12 protein-coding genes are annotated in these 17250 nt (G+C 61.4%); 6 read left to right on the forward strand and 6 right to left on the reverse strand.

Going from position 1 to position 17250, the window contains the following annotated elements; translation table 11 throughout:
- Positions 1-22 precede the first annotated feature (22 nt).
- Positions 23-1957 carry a hypothetical protein gene (locus HHL13_RS09300; protein WP_169555396.1) on the forward strand — a complete coding sequence of 645 codons (1935 nt, stop codon included), beginning with the start codon at positions 23-25 and terminating at the stop codon, positions 1955-1957.
- Positions 1957-4734 (forward strand): RHS repeat-associated core domain-containing protein, encoded by a 2778-nt coding sequence (locus HHL13_RS09305; RefSeq protein ID WP_169555397.1) that lies wholly within the window; start codon positions 1957-1959, stop codon positions 4732-4734. Before HHL13_RS09300 ends, HHL13_RS09305 begins: the two co-directional genes overlap by 1 nt.
- Before the next feature lie 1362 nt (positions 4735-6096).
- On the opposite strand, the gene HHL13_RS09310 is transcribed toward HHL13_RS09305, so the two are convergent.
- Positions 6097-7458 carry an integrase arm-type DNA-binding domain-containing protein gene (locus tag HHL13_RS09310; protein ID WP_169555398.1) on the reverse strand — a complete coding sequence of 454 codons (1362 nt, stop codon included), beginning with the start codon at positions 7456-7458 and terminating at the stop codon, positions 6097-6099.
- Positions 7459-7788: 330 nt separating this feature from the next.
- Between HHL13_RS09310 and HHL13_RS09315 the strand changes: the two genes are divergently transcribed.
- The gene (locus HHL13_RS09315; RefSeq protein WP_169555399.1) at positions 7789-8334 is read left to right on the forward strand and encodes a hypothetical protein; all 546 of its coding nucleotides are present in this window, start codon (positions 7789-7791) and stop codon (positions 8332-8334) included.
- A gap of 10 nt (positions 8335-8344) precedes the next feature.
- Here HHL13_RS09315 and HHL13_RS09320 read toward each other — a convergent pair whose 3' ends face one another.
- Positions 8345-9043, reverse strand: coding sequence for a DUF4386 domain-containing protein (locus tag HHL13_RS09320; protein WP_169555400.1), 699 nt, complete (start codon positions 9041-9043; stop codon positions 8345-8347).
- A 57-nt stretch (positions 9044-9100) separates the two neighbouring features.
- Positions 9101-10378 (reverse strand): amidohydrolase family protein, encoded by a 1278-nt coding sequence (locus HHL13_RS09325; protein ID WP_346775531.1) that lies wholly within the window; start codon positions 10376-10378, stop codon positions 9101-9103.
- Between the two features lie 56 nt (positions 10379-10434).
- Here HHL13_RS09325 and HHL13_RS09330 point away from each other — a divergent pair, with 56 nt between their 5' ends.
- On the forward strand, positions 10435-11880 hold the full coding sequence (locus HHL13_RS09330) for a M20/M25/M40 family metallo-hydrolase (protein ID WP_169555402.1): 1446 nt from the start codon (positions 10435-10437) through the stop codon (positions 11878-11880).
- 32 nt (positions 11881-11912) lie between these two features.
- Here the strand turns inward: HHL13_RS09330 and HHL13_RS09335 are convergent, their stop codons facing one another.
- Positions 11913-12506, reverse strand: coding sequence for a TetR family transcriptional regulator C-terminal domain-containing protein (locus tag HHL13_RS09335; RefSeq protein WP_169555403.1), 594 nt, complete (start codon positions 12504-12506; stop codon positions 11913-11915).
- A gap of 80 nt (positions 12507-12586) precedes the next feature.
- Between HHL13_RS09335 and HHL13_RS09340 the strand changes: the two genes are divergently transcribed.
- Together HHL13_RS09340 and HHL13_RS09345 are read left to right on the forward strand one after the other, a co-directional pair.
- On the forward strand, positions 12587-13768 hold the full coding sequence (locus HHL13_RS09340; protein WP_169555404.1) for an aromatic ring-hydroxylating dioxygenase subunit alpha: 1182 nt from the start codon (positions 12587-12589) through the stop codon (positions 13766-13768).
- Positions 13769-13887: 119 nt separating this feature from the next.
- Positions 13888-15495 carry an NAD(P)/FAD-dependent oxidoreductase gene (locus HHL13_RS09345; RefSeq protein WP_169555405.1) on the forward strand — a complete coding sequence of 536 codons (1608 nt, stop codon included), beginning with the start codon at positions 13888-13890 and terminating at the stop codon, positions 15493-15495.
- A gap of 100 nt (positions 15496-15595) precedes the next feature.
- Here HHL13_RS09345 and HHL13_RS09350 read toward each other — a convergent pair whose 3' ends face one another.
- Entirely contained in the window at positions 15596-15889 is a 294-nt protein-coding gene (locus HHL13_RS09350; protein WP_169555406.1) for a GIY-YIG nuclease family protein, read from the reverse strand.
- A gap of 22 nt (positions 15890-15911) precedes the next feature.
- Positions 15912-17204 carry an amino acid permease gene (locus HHL13_RS09355; RefSeq protein ID WP_169555407.1) on the reverse strand — a complete coding sequence of 431 codons (1293 nt, stop codon included), beginning with the start codon at positions 17202-17204 and terminating at the stop codon, positions 15912-15914.
- Positions 17205-17250 lie beyond the last annotated feature (46 nt).

The following is a 17250-nucleotide window of genomic DNA, read 5'->3' on the forward strand; positions in this document are numbered from 1 at the left end:
CCACTCTTCCTTCGGGGGAAGCATGAACATCCGAAAATTCGTCGTCTTGCTCTGGTTGAGCATGTGCTGCTTTCAGCCTGCGTCGGCGCAGGGCGCGCGTATGGTGAACAATCCGGCCGAGCATTTCATCATTTCCCCCGGCGGGGTCGATCTGCGCACCGGCCGCTATGTGTATGAAGACACTGATCTGTCGGGCGGCACCCTCTCGCTGAAGCGGACGATGCCCGAGGCCATCCGGAGCCATAACAACTCGTTCGGCAATTTTTCCAGCAACTGGGATATCATGCTGACGGTCTATCCGTGGGAGACCGATGGCCTTGGAGGGATGGACTACCGCGCCACGATTCATTCGCGAGGACTTACGAAGACGTTCGATTCCGCGTCCTATCACACCGGTTATGGCTTCAGGTCGGACGGGAAAATCGAATATCTGACCTACACCGGCGGTGCGCGTACAGCGGCGTCAACCATCTATACCTACACAGCAAGCGATGGGACGGTAATCGTTTTCCGGCCGATTGGCGGCAAGGACTGCTCGGCCGAGGTGATCTGGACCTGCGCTTTCGCATCCTCGATCACTGAGCCCGACGGCACCAAATATACGCTCAGCTATGATGCGACGGGAGAGACGGGCGGAAATTATGTACGGCTGTCCAGCGTGGTCAGTTCGCGAGGCTACGCGCTGATCTTCGAGGGGGCCACGGGCACCGGCGGCCTAGGCAGTCGCATCACCAAGGCATGTGTGGTCAATCTCACGCTCATGGCGCTGCCCAGTTTCTGTCCGTCCAATGCACTGGCCACTGCGACCTACGCCTACAGCGGCACGCGCCTCACCGGTGTCACCAAGCCCGACGGAGCGACTGACAGCTTCAGCTACTTTGCGGGGGGCGATGGCGAGCACATGCAATTCACTAAAGCCGGCCAGCCCACACCTTGGCTGACCAACGTGACCGCTACCACCGCGATTCTCAATGAGGAAGATACGCCGATCGAGGTCGTCAGGGGGCAATATTTCGCTGACGGCCGCTCCTATGGATATATCTATACCGCAAATCCCATCGGTACTGCAATCGCAGGCGGCAGCTACGTAGACAATGTTCTCGGCACTGAAGTCGCTGTGCCGTACGACTTTCCGGTAACACCTGGAACAGGTTCCGAAGACTACATATGCCAAACGCGCCCGTGTCAATTTCCCATGCCCGAAGATTTCACTTACGTTTATCAGCAGACGCCAGGGCCTGTCTCGATCACCGATGGGGTTGGCCGCACAACCACATTTGAATATTGCGATCCGATAGCCGCTGCGGGCCTGCCATATTATTATGTCAATCGTTGTATGGTGGTGCCGCTAGTCAGCTTCACCGATCCGGAAGGCGTGAAGACCGAGTTTACATATGATGGCGCGCGCAACATCACGCAGGTGCGGCGCAAGGCCAAGCCGGGCAGTGGTTTGCCCGATATCGTTACCTCCGCCACCTATAGTTGCACAAATCCGAGAATTTGCGGCAAGCCGCTGACCCAGACCGACGCTAAGGGACAGGTCACCACCTACACCTACAAGGCTGAAACCGGCGACTTGCTGACCGAGACCAAACCGGTCGACGCCAATGGCATTCAGGCGGTGACGCGCAATGAATATGCGCAGTTCTACGCGTGGATCAGCAATGGCTCGGGTGGCTATGTCCAGGCTGCCGAACCGATCTGGCTCATATCGGCAACGAGGACCTGCAGGACGACCGCGACAGTCAGCAACGCCTGCGCGGGCGGATCGGCGGACGAGGTCGTGACCGCTTACGAATATCAGGCCGGCAACGCGACGGCGCCGAGCAATTTGCTGCTGAAGGGCATGACGGTGACGGCGGACGGCCAGACGCTCCGAACCTGCTATCGCTACGATGACCGGGGGCGCAAGATCAGCGAGACCAAGCCGGCGGCGGGCTTGACGGTGTGCCCGTGATGGGGGACGTCAAGAAGCGTGCGCTGTTGCGCGGGATGGTGAGCGTGGGTGCAATCGCGGTCGCCATGCTGGCCGGCGGCGCTGCCCGTGCGCAAAGTTCCGCATCGGACCACACCTTCGCCACGCGTTATGATGCGATGGATCGGGTGACGGGCACGATCAGGCCGGATCCAGATGCGGCGAGCCCGCTGAAGCACGCGGCGGTTCGAAACACCTATGACCAGGCGGGGCGCCTGATCAAAGTCGAGAAGGGTGAGCTTGCCGCATGGCAATCCGAGGCAATCGCGCCCTCAGGATGGACGGGGTTCACGATCCTCGAGACCATAGACCTGACCTATGACTCGTCAGACCGAAAGCTGACCGAGAAGCGATCGACTGGCAACACTCCCACTCCTACTCCCATCTCCCTGACTCAATATAGTTACGACGCAAGCGGACGACTTGAATGTACTGCCGTCCGGATGAACACGGCAGCTTACGGGTCACTGCCGTCGAGCGCATGCACGCTGGGGACGTCGGGGGCCTATGGCCCCGATCGCATCACCCGCAACAGCTACGACGCGGCAAACCAGTTGCTGAAGGTCCAGCAGGCCTACGGGATCACCACCGCAAACGGCTTCCCCGAGACGCTGCAGGCGGACTATGCAACCTATACCTATAGCCTGAACGGCAAGCAGACGAGCATGATCGACGCCAACGGGAACACGGCGTCGTTCGAATATGACGGGTTCGATCGGCAGGTAAAGTGGCGCTTCCCCTCGCCGACGACAGCGGGGACAGTCTCGACCACCGACTATGAGGAATATGGCTACGACGCCAATGGCAACCGAACGAGCCTCAGGAAGCGCGACGGCCAGACACTGACCTACAGCTATGACGCGCTGAACCGGATGACGGTGAAGACCGTGCCCGATGGCGCGGACCTGCCGTCATCGATGACTCGCGACGTCTATTACGCCTATGACCTGCGCAATCTTCAGATCGCGGCGCGGTTCGACAGCGCGTCGGGCAGCGACGGCGTGTTCAATGCCTATGACGGGTTCGGGCGGATCACGACCAGCACGACGGCGATGGGCGGGGTAAGCCGGACGATCGGCTGTGCCGACGCCATCACTGTGTGTCGCGACGCCAACGGTAACCGGCTCAAGCTGAGCTTCCCGGACAGCGAGTATTTCACCTTCGAATATGATGGTGTCGATCGCCTGAAATGGATCCGGGAGGGCGCATCGACGAGGCGGGTGGGCTTTGCGTTCAACAATGCAGGAATGCCGCAATATATCAATCGCGCGAGCGTCCCGAACTCACTGACTACACTCACCTACAGCGCGGACCTTCGTCTCGCGGGCATCCAGCACAATATGGCCGGAACCGCGAACGACGTGATCTACGGCTTCCCGGCTTATAATCCGGCGGGACAGATGCTGCGGCAAACCCGCGACAACGACAACTACGCCTATGGCGGGCATGTCAATGTCGGGCGCACCTATACCGCCAACGGCTTGAACCAGTACACCGCCGCCGGAGCCGCGTCCTTCTGCTACGACGCCAATGGCAACCTCACCTCGGAAGGGGCAACGGTCTTCCGCTACGACCGGGAGAACCGGCTGGTCGAGGCGCGGGCGAGCGTCTCCAGCGCATGTCCGGTGGCGGGCTATAGCGGGACGCTGCAGGCGTCCTTAGTCTATGATCCGATGGGGCGTCTGTTCGAGACCAGCGGCGGATCGGCGGGGACAACGCAGTTTCTCTATGACGGCGATGAGTTGGTCGCCGAATACAACAGTTCGGGCACGTTGCTGCGACGTTACGTCCACGGGCTGGGCGACGACGATCCGGTGCTGTGGTATGAGGGATCAGCGATTTCCTCGGTAACGCAGCGTTTCCTTTATTCCGACCGGCGCGGCTCGATCGTCGCTGCAGCGGATAGCTCGGGTACGGCGATCACTATCAATAGCTACGACGAATATGGCATCCCGGGTGCCAGCAACGCGGGCCGCTTCCAGTACACTGGCCAAGTCTGGCTACCTGAGTTGGGAATGTACTATTACAAGGCTCGCATCTATTCGTCGACCTTGGGGCGATTTTTACAAGTAGATCGAATCGGATACAGCGACAATACCAATCTATATTCCTATGTTGGCAACGACCCAGTTACTAAGACGGACCCAACTGGGCTAGCAGAGTGTATCTTCATTCTGACGGACGGCTGCAATCCGAGGGTGATTCAAGGGCATAGGAGATTCTCGGAAATTGTCAGCGGCGGTGCCTCGTCCCGCCGAGGACGAAATCGGCCCGGTGCATCAAATTCTCAACCTTCGCGGAGTGGGAAGCAAAAGGGCAAAGGAAGTTCTTCGGCTCAAGTTTCGGGTACAGTGGCTGGCATCATTGGCGAAGGAAACAAGGCAATGTATTATGCCTTTGATCAGGGTTCTGGAAGTTTTCCTCAATTTTTCAATAGATCTTCAGCCGTTTCTCAGGTTGCCCAAGCTGGATTTGTTTTTTACGATCAAAAAGAGCAAGGAAAGACGAATGGTGAGGCATTCGCGAATACTGCTGGGCAGACCGGAGTCAGCGTACTTGTTGGCACAGTGGGATTTGCTGGTGGAAATGCGATTGCAGGCCCGTTCGGTGGAATGGGTGGAGCTGTCGCACTCGCGTCATTATCCGACGGCCTTGGCATCACACGGGGCGCAGGGGATTTGGCGCAAATGATGTTTGCCCCCCCACAGGAGCCCTGTGGCATGTGCACAGTTCCCGATCTCACCATCCCGGATGAATGATAGTTATGAAGACGAAGCATCATAGTATAATAAACATCAATTGGTCAAAAATGTTATACGCAACGGTCGGTCCGTTCGTTTTGATATTTATCCTATGGATGCTTTTGTCTGATTTAAGTTTTTCCGAAGTTATTTCATCGGATAATATTTTTAAAGCTTCATTTGTTAGGCCGTTTCCGATATTTTCATTACTCATCGTAGTGTTGTATATATTGTTTAATACTTATGTAATTATGAGTTGCATTTTTCTATCCGGCAAATACATTTGGAAAAGAAATGGTATTCTAATGGTTTTGTATAGAAAAAAATGCAGAATATCTGATATTGATATACAAAGAACAACTTTATCTGAAGAGGCAATGGGAAGTAAATTGTCATTTTACCTCCAAGATGGAACAAAATTTGATGTATGGCTAGGGATTTGCGATTTTTCTAAGGATACAATAATAGACGATGTAAAAAGTAGTATTATGAATAATTGTTAGTTTGGATTACTTTTGATGAGATGTGAATATACTTCTAGATAAGTAATACTAATGTCGGCGTCGTTGCCAATGGTATATTTGGTTAATCTGCGTGCACAACTAGGGCCCTGCACAGTTGGTTACAGCGTCACGTGCGATACCCCTCTGTTTCCTCACGCACGCGTTTTTATCTGCGTCAATGGTCAAGCCCGCGCATCATGTTCCGGGCATTACTAATTGTGTCACGCAACGGGGATGATCGGCGTGGACGGACCTTCCTCGAGGGTTGGGACTGAGAATTCTATTAGGATCTGCTCTCTGATGCCGCTTCCGTCGTGCGGGTGGCGATCTTATCTTACTGCCTGACGCCGAAAATTCTCACATCATCACGGTGCCCAGTGACTAGGACGGACTGCGGCGCACGTACCGTTATGTTTACTGCCGCTACACCGCCTGTATCAACGCGCGGTTGCGGGTGACCGGGCGTTTTTGACACGGCGCTTCAACTCGGCCGCGATGGACGGGGTGCCTCTCGTCGCGGAACTACGCTGTGTCGCTCCAAGCCCGGTTCGTGCGCGGCTGGTTGCGAATGCGGCGGACTGGCGCTGGTCGAGTGTGGCGGAAGGCCGGCGGGATTGCATGAATGGTTGGTCGATATGGAAGCGCGCCGGCCTGACCCTTGCGCCACGCAAACAGGACCGGCGGCAAATGTAGGTCGGGCGTAGGTCCGGTTCTGGCAATCGACCGAGTGAAAGCACTTTCACGAGGAAATCACGAACGGGGGGGCTGTGTTTGGGCAGGGTTTGGATCGCCATTATCCCGTACGCAACTTCCGGACGAAATTGACAGAAAACCAACGTTCTTGCCCCACCTTTGAGTAGCCTTCGTAATGCGGGGCTCACAGGTTGGAGTCCTGAAGGCCCACCATCGCATACCCTCTATGTCGCGAAAACTGGATTGAGGAGGGCGGGGTCATGGGAATACTAAGCTCTTCCGCTACGCTTTCGGCCTGCGCAATACGGATCAGTTCCCGCTCCCATTTCTCAAGCGCCGCAGCCTTCTCATCCATGAACTCGTACATCAGATAGTGCTTGTCGATCCCACTCTCGCGGTGTCCCGCCACTGCATGGCGATGCTCCTTCGGCACTCTCAAACGCGCCAGATGAGACTTGAGCGTACGACGAAAATCGTGCGGGATGATGCGCTCAACCGTCCTGCCTTCAGGCGCATGCTTCTGCATCCGCGCGACGAGATCGTCGCACAAGCTACGCATGTGACCGATCCGCGGTCCGTCGCCCCGCACACTCGGAAACAGCCACTTGACTGTCCGTGCTCGCACCCGGTCGCACTGCGACTTGTCAGGGTCTGGGCGGACAAATAGCGACCGGCCCCACAGTGCAAGCGGAAGCACATTCGGGACGCGCTCTCGCTTTTTCCCCTTCATCTTCATGATGACCCAGGACCCGACTGCGGGTTCCCACTGGTCATACTGGGCGCTGACGACATTATCGAGCCGTTGCCCGGTAAGGAGAAGCAAGGTTAACAGTCGGCGTGAGACACTGTCGAGTTCCGCCATCGCCCGGAGCAAGAGCGGTAACTCCCAGACGTCCAAGAAACGCGTGCGAACACCTTCTTCGCCAAGCTTCTTGAGGTGAGTTCCCGGATTTGCACCGTTAAGCCCTGCAACATGCCTGCCGTGGGACTGACACCAGTTGAAGAAGCTTTTCATGTCGGCAACGAGATGATTGGAGGCGACCCCATAGCCAGCTTCAAGCTTTGCCTGGGCGATGTCCCACAAGTGATCCAAGGTAATGTCACTGATCGGTATCTTGCCGATAGCAGGAAGAATATCCCGCTCCATGCGGCAGCGCTTCATCTCGATAGTCTTCGGCGCCTGCTGAGGCTCGATCGCGGAGATATACTGTTCCCACACCACACGAACCGTTGTCGCGAGACGCTTTGCTTCAGCGGCCGCAGCGGCTGCGTCACGCTTCTCCGCGTCGCTAGGGTGCTGGCCGCGCTCGATCAACGCATTCAACTCTCGCGCCCATTCCCGCGCATCGATGATGCTATGTGCGGGCCATGAGCCGAGCGTCTTTCTCACCGGCTTCCCAGCTTTCGCCTTTCGGTGGTAGCGCCAGGATCGAGAGCCGCTTAGGTTTGCCTCGATGGACAGTCCCGGAGAGGAGATGTCCCGCAGAACTTCACCGGGTTTCAGGCGGTCGATCGCCGTCGGCGTAAGAAATTTTGCCACAGACATTTTGTCATCCCTTGGTCAACGCAAGGGGCCGAATCGGGGGAAACCACAGGGTAACCGCACGGCACATTTCATCGAATGCCATCCGTTCCCACGGCGTTTCCATCAAACTCGAAGTCCTTGTGTCAATTGAAACAACAAGGATTTTCAATACTTTACAGAGGCGATTGGGGCAATTCCCAAGCTTACGACGAGGGTTCGATTCCCTTCACCCGCTCCAGCCTAATTTCCTTTTCCTTCGAACCTCTCCCGATGCGCGTCGAAACTCGTCCGCATATCTGACACCTTGCGCGAGATTCGAGCCGAGCTATCCTTCTCGTCGCTGGGGGGATGATGATGATGCGCTACGGCCAATATGCCATGCCGTTGACTACACTTGCAGACGTCAAGCTGTTGATCGTGAAGAAAACCGGCAGCAATCCCTATCAGATTCCCATCTACACTTCGTCGGATGGCCGCGTTCAGGGCGGCGGAACCGGCTACGCCAACTATAGCTATCCGCAGGCCTATGTTGAAATCCGCAATCTGGAGAGCGAACCGCGGGCATATTGGATGCAGTTCGCGGAGTACGAGTCCGTCGAGGAGCGAATTCTCTCTCAGCGCTTCAGCTACCGATCCCAGAAACTCTTACCAGGAGAGGCAACCCGGGTGAACGTCGAGGGTCGCACGATGAAGGAGTTCGACGGGATGATTCTGGAGGAGTTCCAGGTCATCAACAGCAGCGACAACAAGGTCGTGGACTGCTTCGAAAGCCCGACATTGCTATCAAGTTTCGATTTCCTGGGCGGCCCGCCCGAAGAGAAAAAACAGCCCGACGCGTTGATTTTCATCGTGATCGGGTTGGTAGCTGCATTGGGCATCGCGATGGTCGCGTTCTAACTGCCTTCGATCAGCTCGAGTCAGCCTCACGCTCCCGCGCGCCCATCACCAGCAGCCACAAACAGCTCCCGATCTCGCCGATCGTCGCGGGCAGCGAGACATAGCCGATGAACGGCAGTTCGGCGTAGCCCGGCACCAGCAGCCTACCCAAAAAGGCGATCAGATAGCCGAAGCATCCGGCCATCAGCATCACGCCCAGCACGCGCGGGATCACCGCAGATCTGAACACCAGCCATCCGAACGGCAGCAACCACAGGCCCCACAATATCTTCGAGACGAAGATGCCGTTCCAATAGCTTTCCAGCGCGAGCGCGACCTGCAGGTCCATCTGCCCTGCCGCCAGTCCGCGAAGCGACGGCTCCTCGCCGAGCAGCGACAGCACGTCCACCCGGTGGATCAGGTTGCCGAACGACATCGGCACGCTCGCCACCGCCAGCGCGACCATCAGCATCGCGGCAGTCCGGCCATAGGGCGCCAGCAGCCGGTACAGCGCCAGCGGCAGGATCAGGAAGGCGGTGTAGCAGACGAACGCCGCCGCGATGCCGATGCGGAACAGCGTCTCATGCTCGCGGATCGCGGCGACGAGCGTTGCGGGATCGTCGCTCTTCTCGATCACCGAAGGCACATAAGCGAGGCTGAAAATCCCCGCCGCCACAACGATCAGGTACAGCAGCCCCGCGATCCGCGCGGTCGTCGCATTCGAAGCCATGATGCCCTCCCCTTGTCCGGAAGGATCATGTCACATGTGTATCATATCGGCAATACACTAGCGGACGACCACCCCGCCCTTCATCACGAACGAGACCCGCTCCAGCACGCGGATGTCGCTCAGCGGATCGCCCTTCACCGCGACCAGATCGGCATAGCGGCCCACCGCCACCGCACCGACATCGCCTTCCCAGCGCAGCAGCTGCGCCGCGACGATCGTTGCCGACTGGATCGCCTGCATCGGCGTCATGCCGTAACGGACCATGTAGGCGAACTGCATCGCATTCTGGCCGTGGGGATAGACGCCGGCATCGGTGCCATAGGCGATCTTCACGCCTGCCTTGTGCGCGGCGGTGAAGCCCTGGCGCTGCAGCTCGGTCGTCTCGCGGTTCTTGCGGAGATACTCCGCCGGCCAGCCTTTCTCGCGGCCCTCCTTGTCGATGTAATCGCCATTATAGATGTCCATCACCAGCCAGGCGCCGTTCGCCTTGGCCAGCGCGATCCCCTCGGCATCGATCAGCGAGGCATGCTCGATCGAGCGCACGCCGGCGCGCAACGCGGCGATGATCGCCTTCGCGCCATGCGCATGGGCGGTGGCATAGCCGCCATTCTCGCGCGCTTCGTCCACCGCTGCGCGCATCTCGGGCTCGGACAGTTCCAGCCGCCCCGGTTCGCCACCCATCGCCAGCACCGCGCCCGACGCGACCAGCTTGATCGAATCCACGCGCTTCTGGAACAGGAAGCGCACTCGCTCGCGGGCCTCCTCCGGCGAACGGATCACGCCGAAGCGCATGTCGAACGGAATCGCCACGTCGGGCGAGAAGCCGGTGATGTCGCCGCCCCCGCCCGGCACGGTGATGTACGCGCCGACCACGTTCATCCGTGGCCCCTGCACCCAGCCCATGTTGATCGCATCGCGCAACGCCACATCGGTCAGCCCGCGATAGCAGCCCACGTCATGCACGGTGGTGAAGCCAGCGCGCACCGTCGTCTGCGCGTTGAACACGCCGACCAAAGCCGATTCGGCCTGCGTCTTCATCAACACGCCGCCCATGTCGAAGCCTGTGAAGTCGGCCAGATGCGTGTGCATGTCGATCAGGCCCGGCATCACCGTGTAGCCCGACCAGTCCTCGACCGGCCCGTCGGCGGGCGCGCCGGTCCACGGCCCCAGCCCGGCAATCCGCTCGCCATCGATGCGGATGAGCTGGTCGGTCAGCACCCGGCCCGCGACCACATCGATCAGCTTGCCCGCCCGCACGTAACGGACCTGCGCGGCGGCCGGCACGGCCAGCGACAGGCAGACACAAAAGGCGATCCAGCGAAACACTTCACGCATTGCCATTCCCCCACTGCCTCGCCTAACTTTACGCTCGTTCAACAAGGAGACAAGGCATGGCGCGTCGCGGGTTTGAGGCTTTCCTCGCAGTGGCGCTCGCCACCGGTTTCGCCGGCGCGGCACAGGCCCAATCGGCCGCAAAGCCCGGCGCGGCCGTCCCCAGCCCCACCGGCGCCTATCCGCAGGCCGAGGCGCAGGCCGTCGAACTGCTCAAGCGCGGCATCGGCTTCCGCACCGTGATCGGCGAAGGCAACCAGACCTTCGAATATGCGACCTATCTGAAGGGCGTGCTGGTCGAAGCCGGCTTCCCCGCCGAGGACATCATCGTCGAGCGCGTCGGCGACACCGCCTTCCTCGTCGCCCGCTATCGCGGCACCGGCAAGGCCAAGAACGGCGCCAAGCCGATCTACATCTCGGGCCATATGGATGTGGTCGAGGCCAAGCCCGCCGACTGGAAGCGCGATCCGTTCACTGCGGTGATCGAGAATGGCTATATCTGGGGCCGCGGCGCCAGCGACATGAAGTACGACCTCTCGACGATGGTCGCCACGCTGATCCAGCTGCGCCGCGAAGGCTTCAAGCCCGGCCGCGACATCCTCCTGCTCCTCTCGGGCGACGAGGAGACGACGATGAAGACCACCGCGATCCTCGCCGAACGCTATCACGACGCCGAACTGCTGCTGAACATCGACGGCGGCGGCGGCGAATATGACGAAAGCGGCAAGCCGATGATCTTCGGCGTGCAGGGCGCGGAAAAGACCTATGCCGATTTCGAGCTGACCTTCACCAATCCCGGCGGGCACAGCTCGGCCCCGCGCAAGGCCAATGCGATCTATTCGCTCGCCCGCGCGCTGGAGCGGATCGGCGCGTATGAATTCCCCGCGCAGATCAACGAGATCACCAAGGCGAGCTTCCTCGCTGCGGCGGACAATGCCGATCCGAAGACCGCCGACGCGATGCGCCGCTACGCCGCCAATCCGGGCGACAAGGAAGCGCTCGCCACGCTGCGCGCCGATCCGGGCTATGTCGGGCAGACCGGCACGACCTGCGTCGCGACGATGGTCAATGCGGGCCACGCACCCAACGCCCTGCCCCAGCGCGCGGTGGCGACGGTGAATTGCCGCATCTTCCCCGGCACGCCGGTCGCCGACGTGCAGGCCAAGCTCAAGGAAGTGGTGAACGATCCCGAGCTGTCGATCCGCGAGATCGAGAGCGGAGCGGTGGCCAGCGACGCCTCGCCGCTGCGTCCGGACCTGATGAAGCTGATCGCAAAGACCGTCCATGCCCGCTTCCCCGGCGTGCCGATCGTCCCGAGCATGTCGGCCGGCGCGACGGATTCGATGCATTTCCGCGCGCGCGGCGTGCAGAGCTATGGCATCAGCCCGATCTTCATGAAGAGCAGCGACGCCTTCGCCCACGGCCTGAACGAACGCACCCCCCTGAGCGAAATCGCGCCGTCGATCGTGTTCTACCGCACCGTGCTGATGGAACTGGCGAAGTAACTTTCAAATTCCTCCCCGTTCCGGGGAGGAATTTAGGCCAGCAGCCCGCTAATCCACTTCTCCGCGATCCCGCTGGCTTCCTCCGCGCTGAACGTCCCGGGCGCGAGGCACAGTTCCAGCCACAGCCCATCGACCAGCGCGGTGATTCCCACCGCCGCCAGCCGCACCTCGCCCGGTGCCATCCCGCATTCGCTCAGCAGCGTCTCCAGCCCGGCGCGATACCCGGCATAGATCTCGCCGTGCAGCCGCTCCATCTCAGGCCGCGCCTTCACCAGGCTCCAGAAGGCGATCCATGTCGCGAGCAGTTGCGGATCGGCGATCGGCGCTCGGAAGCTGGCGGTGACGTAGGCGATCAGCCGCGCGCGCGGCTCCGGCCCCGCTGCCGCCACTGCGGCCGCCAGCGCCACGTCCACCTGCGCGTCGGTCCATGCATAAGTCTCGGCGATCAGCGCATCGATGCCGTCGAAATAATGCCGCAGCAGCCCCGGCGACACACCCGCCTCGGCGCAGATCGTCCGCACCGACGCGCCCGACGCGCCCCGTTCCGCCAGCACCCGCGCCGCCGCTTCGATCAGGCTCTGGCGCCGCGCATCGGGCTCCGAACGGGTATAGCTGCGGGTCGCCATCGCGCGCACCTTAACCCGTCGCCTTGCCGAAGTCAGGCTTTTCCATTATACGATCGTACAACAACCAGTGAGGGACGCCGATGGCGCACAGCTTTGCCGACGCCAATGTGGATCCCGACGCCAATCTGAGCCTGCCCGGCTGGCTCTACACCGACCCGGAATATTTTCACGTCGAGATGGATCGCGTCATCCGCCCGTCCTGGCAGATCGTCTGCCATATCAGCGACATGCCGAAGCCCGGCGACTATCACACGATCGACTATATCGGCGAAAGCGTGATCGCGATCCGCCAGCAGGACGGGTCGATCAGGGGCTTCACCAATGTCTGCCGCCATCGCGCGATGCGGCTGGTCGAGGGGCCGGTCGGCTGCGCGAAGAAGCTGGTCTGTCCCTATCACGCATGGACCTATGACGCCGATGGCCGCCTGACCGGCGTGCCCGCGAAGTCCGATTATCCCGCCCTCGACACCAGCAAGCATGGCCTCGCGCCGGTTGACGTGGAGATCTGGCGCGGCTTCGTCTTCGTCCGGCTGGAAGATCGCGGCGGGCCTTCGGTCGCCGAGATGATGGCGCCCTACGACCATGAAGTCGCGCCCTATCGCTTCGAAGATATGCGCACGATCAGCCCGGTCCGCCTGCGCGAGCGCGCGGTGAACTGGAAGAATGTCGGCGACAATTACTCGGACGGCCTGCACATTCCGGTCGCCCATCCCGGCCTCACCCGCCTGTTCGGCAAGAGCTATGCGATCGAGGCCCAGCCCTGGGTCGACAAGATGTCGGGCCAGCTTCGCGACCGGCCGGGCACGAACCACTGGGAAAATTTCTACCAGAAGCATTTGCCTCACGCCCCGCATCTGCCGGACGAAAACCAGCGGCTGTGGCTCTATTTCAAGCTGTGGCCCAATCAGGCGTTCGACATCTATTCGGACCAGATCGACTTCATGCAGTGGCTGCCGATCAGCCCCACCGAATGCGTGCTGCGCGAAATGGCCTTCGCCCTGCCCGACGACCGCCGCGAGATGAAGCTGGTCCGCTACGCCAACTGGCGGATCAACCGCGACGTGAATGCCGAGGACACCTGGCTGATCACCCGCATCCAGCAGGGCATGGCTTCGAAAAGCTATTCGGTCGGCCCGCTGGGCAAGAGCGAAGTCTGCCTGCGCAGCTTCGCGCGAAAGATCCGCGGGCTGATCCCCGAGGCGCGGTTGCACCAGCCGCCTGCCCCGGGGTGGTCGAGACGGCCACGGGCCGTCACCGAGTAACCGTCATCCCCGCGAACGCGGGGACCCATCTCCCGGACGTGCCGCAGTCGCGACGGGAGTAGCCAGCCGAACTGCACGAGATGGGTCCCCGCGTTCGCGGGGATGACGAAGGGGCGAGAATGACTCAGACTTACGACGCACTCATCATCGGCGGCGGCCACAACGGCCTCGTCTGCGCCTTCTATCTCGCCAAGGCGGGCCTCAAGGTCCGCGTCCTCGAGCGCCGCGACGTGGTCGGCGGCGCGGCGGTGACCGAGGAATTCCACCCCGGCTTCCGCAATTCGACCGCCAGCTACACGGTCAGCCTGCTCCGCCCCAAGGTCATCAGGGACATGCGCCTGCACGAGCGCGGCTGGCGGATCATCGAGCGCACCATCAGCAACTTCTTCCCGCACGAGGACGGTTACCTGAAGTTAGGCGGCGGCACCGCGCGCACCCAGGCCGAATTCGCCCGCTTCAGCCAGAAGGACGCCGAGACCTTCCCCAAATATGAGGAAGCCCTCGAACGCGTCGCCGAAGTGCTGCGCGATCTCGCGCTCAAGACCCCGCCCAACGTCGGCAGCGGCGTCCGCGCGCTCCTCGCCGCCGCCTCGCAGGGCCGCCGCCTGATGGGCATGGACATCGAGGCGCAGCGCGACGTGATGGACCTGTTCGTCAAGTCCGCCCGCGACTTCCTCGATAGCTGGTACGAGAATGAATATATCAAGGCCGCGTTCGGCTTCGACGCGGTCGTCGGCAACTATGCCAGCGTCGATACGCCCGGCAGCGCCTACGTCCTGCTCCACCACGTCTTCGGCGAGATCAATGGCAAGAAGGGCATGTGGGGCCACAGCGTCGGCGGCATGGGCGCGATCACCCAGTATATGGCCGAAGCCTGCACCGATATGGGCGTCGAGATCAGCCTGGAAGCACCGGTCGCCAAGGTGCTCGTGGACGGCAACAAGGTCACCGGCGTGAAGCTGGAGAGCGGCGAGGAGATCGCGGCGAAGATCGTCGCCGCCAATGTGGGCCCGGCCCTGCTCTATCGCCAGCTGGTCGACCGCAGCGACATGTCGCCCGACTTTGCCCGTCGCATGGACAATTTCAAGGCCGGTTCGGGCACGTTCCGGATGAACGTCGCCCTCTCCGAACTGCCCGATTTCACCGTCCTGCCCGGCAAGGAAAAGGCCGAGCATCACACCGCGGGCATCATCATCTCGCCGACGCTCGACTATATGGACAAGGCCTATACCGACGCGCGGGCCTATGGCTGGTCGAAGGAGCCGATCGTCGAGATGAAGCTGCCGACTTCGGTGGACGACACGCTGGCGCCGCCGGGGATGCACATCGCGTCGCTCTTCTGCCAGCAATTCGCGCCGCAATTGCCCGACGGCCGCAGCTGGGACGACGAGAAGGACAAGGCCGCCGACCTCATCATCGATACGGTGACGAAGCACGCCCCCAATTTCCGCAAGTCGATCCTCGGCGTCCAGATCCACTCGCCGCTCGACCTCGAGCGCAAGTTCGGGCTGGTGAACGGCGACATCATGCACGGCCATATGTCCCTCGATCAGCTCTGGGCCGCCCGCCCGGTCCTCGGCCACGGCGATTATCGCGGGCCGATCAAGGGCCTCTACATGTGCGGCGCGGGCACCCATCCGGGCGGCGGCGTCACCGGCGCGCCTGGGCACAATGCCGCGCACGAGATTTTGCGGGATCGCAGCGTTATCGGGTGGCTGCTGGGCTGACTGTTCAAATTCTCCGTCATCCCAGCGAAGGCTGGGATCCAGAGTCACGAGCGACGCCCCATCTAACTCTGGATCCCAGCCTTCGCTGGGATGACGGAAGCTATTTGAGTGGATCGTCGCCCAAAGGATCGAATCCGAAATCCTCGGCCAGATCGCGCCACAAGAGATTGTCCTTTTCGATCAGGTCGATCTTCCAAGCGCGTTTCCAAGCCTTGATCCGCTTCTCGCGAATGATCGCCGTCTCCATGACGCCATGCGGCTCGAACCAGACGAGACGCTTGACGTCATATCGCGAGGTGAACCCCTCGATGTCTCCTGAGCGGTGCAAATAGATGCGTGCGATCAGATCGGAGGTTACGCCCGCGTAGAGCGTTCCGTTTCGTCCGCTCGCCATGATGTAGACGGCGGGCTGCCTTTCAGTCCGCAACGGTGGCCCCCCGCCCCCGCAGCCAGTACAACGGCACCGCCGTCAGCATCAGCACCACGCTCCACGCCAGCGCTTCCCACCCGGTGCCGATCATCACCCATATCGCAAAGGCGAACCCGACCGCCGCCCACGGCCGCGCCACGCGCTGCACCCAGGCCGAGGCGCACGCGCCGATATAGAGCCAGATGGTCGCCGCGGCGGTAATGTTCAGCATGAAGGTCATCAGCCCGGAGAGCGTCCGGAACGCGTTGCTCAGGATCAGCACGCTGGCGAGCGCACTGGCGATGAGCATCACCGCCACCGGCACGTCCCGGCTGCTCGTGCGCGCCATCCAGCGCGGCAGCAACCCGGCGCGCGCCATGCCGAGCGGCACTTCGCCGACCAGCAGCACATAGCCGTTGAGGCAGCCCAGCGCCGAGATCATCGCGAACGCCGCGGCGAGCAGCCCGGCCTTGCTCCCCCAGAATTCGCCAACGAACAGCGCGATGGGAGCGCCCGAATCCGCCAGCGCCTGTTGCGGCATGGCATAGACGATGCCGGTCGAGACCAGCAGATACAGCGCACCGGTCACCACAACGCCCGCCATCGTCGCAAGCGGGACGATGCGACCCGGATCGCGCACGCGCTCGGCGCAGACACCCGCGCATTCGAACCCGAGCAATGCGAAAAAGGCGAGGCCCAGCGCCGGCGTAAGCTGGACCGGTTCGAACGGCGCATGCCCGTTCGCGGAGAACCGGCCGGGATCGGTCAACGCCAGCCCCGCAAGGATCAGGACGACGACGACCAGCGGCATCAGCTTGAGCAGCACGGTCACCACTTGCAGCCGCCCGGCATCGCGCGCGCCAAGCAGGTTGAACAAGGTAAGCGCCCAGAGCATCGCCAGCGCGGCACCGGCCGAAACGATCGTGCGGGATCCGAGCCACGGCCAGAATTCGGCAAGATAGCGCGACGCGGTCAGCGCCAGCACCGCATTGGCGCACCACAGGCTTACCCAATAGCTCCAGGCGACCAGCATGGCGGGCAGCGGGCCGAGCCCGTCGGCAACCGCCGCCATCGCCCCGGTCGTTTCGGGGCGTGCCGCGAACAACCGCGAGAATACCCAGGCGATCACCACCGCCCCTGCAATCGCCGCCACCCATGCCACCGCCCCGGTCGCGCCATAGGGGGCAAGCTGCGCAGGCAGGACGAAAATCCCCGCCCCGATCATCCCGCCGATCACCATCGCGGTCGCGGTCCAGAATCCGAACGGCCGCCTGTCCGTAGCCTTGACGTCGACAGTCATGATCGCTTCCCCCCGATGCAGGGAATGAAGCACGGAAGCGCCCCCG

This window comes from Sphingomonas sp. G-3-2-10 (genome assembly GCF_012927115.1).
Taxonomy (GTDB): Bacteria; Pseudomonadota; Alphaproteobacteria; order Sphingomonadales; family Sphingomonadaceae; genus Sphingomonas.

What these genes read in the sequence shown, in the direction of transcription:
- HHL13_RS09300 (WP_169555396.1), top strand. Translation starts at nt 23, where the DNA reads ATGAACATCCGAAAATTCGTCGTCTTGCTCTGGTTGAGCATGTGCTGC.
- HHL13_RS09305 (WP_169555397.1), top strand. Translation starts at nt 1,957, where the DNA reads ATGGGGGACGTCAAGAAGCGTGCGCTGTTGCGCGGGATGGTGAGCGTG.
- HHL13_RS09310 (WP_169555398.1), bottom strand. Translation starts at nt 7,458, where the DNA reads ATGTCTGTGGCAAAATTTCTTACGCCGACGGCGATCGACCGCCTGAAA.
- HHL13_RS09315 (WP_169555399.1), top strand. Translation starts at nt 7,789, where the DNA reads ATGATGATGCGCTACGGCCAATATGCCATGCCGTTGACTACACTTGCA.
- HHL13_RS09320 (WP_169555400.1), bottom strand. Translation starts at nt 9,043, where the DNA reads ATGGCTTCGAATGCGACGACCGCGCGGATCGCGGGGCTGCTGTACCTG.
- HHL13_RS09325 (WP_346775531.1), bottom strand. Translation starts at nt 10,378, where the DNA reads ATGCGTGAAGTGTTTCGCTGGATCGCCTTTTGTGTCTGCCTGTCGCTG.
- HHL13_RS09330 (WP_169555402.1), top strand. Translation starts at nt 10,435, where the DNA reads ATGGCGCGTCGCGGGTTTGAGGCTTTCCTCGCAGTGGCGCTCGCCACC.
- HHL13_RS09335 (WP_169555403.1), bottom strand. Translation starts at nt 12,506, where the DNA reads ATGGCGACCCGCAGCTATACCCGTTCGGAGCCCGATGCGCGGCGCCAG.
- HHL13_RS09340 (WP_169555404.1), top strand. Translation starts at nt 12,587, where the DNA reads ATGGCGCACAGCTTTGCCGACGCCAATGTGGATCCCGACGCCAATCTG.
- HHL13_RS09345 (WP_169555405.1), top strand. Translation starts at nt 13,888, where the DNA reads ATGACTCAGACTTACGACGCACTCATCATCGGCGGCGGCCACAACGGC.
- HHL13_RS09350 (WP_169555406.1), bottom strand. Translation starts at nt 15,889, where the DNA reads ATGGCGAGCGGACGAAACGGAACGCTCTACGCGGGCGTAACCTCCGAT.
- HHL13_RS09355 (WP_169555407.1), bottom strand. Translation starts at nt 17,204, where the DNA reads ATGACTGTCGACGTCAAGGCTACGGACAGGCGGCCGTTCGGATTCTGG.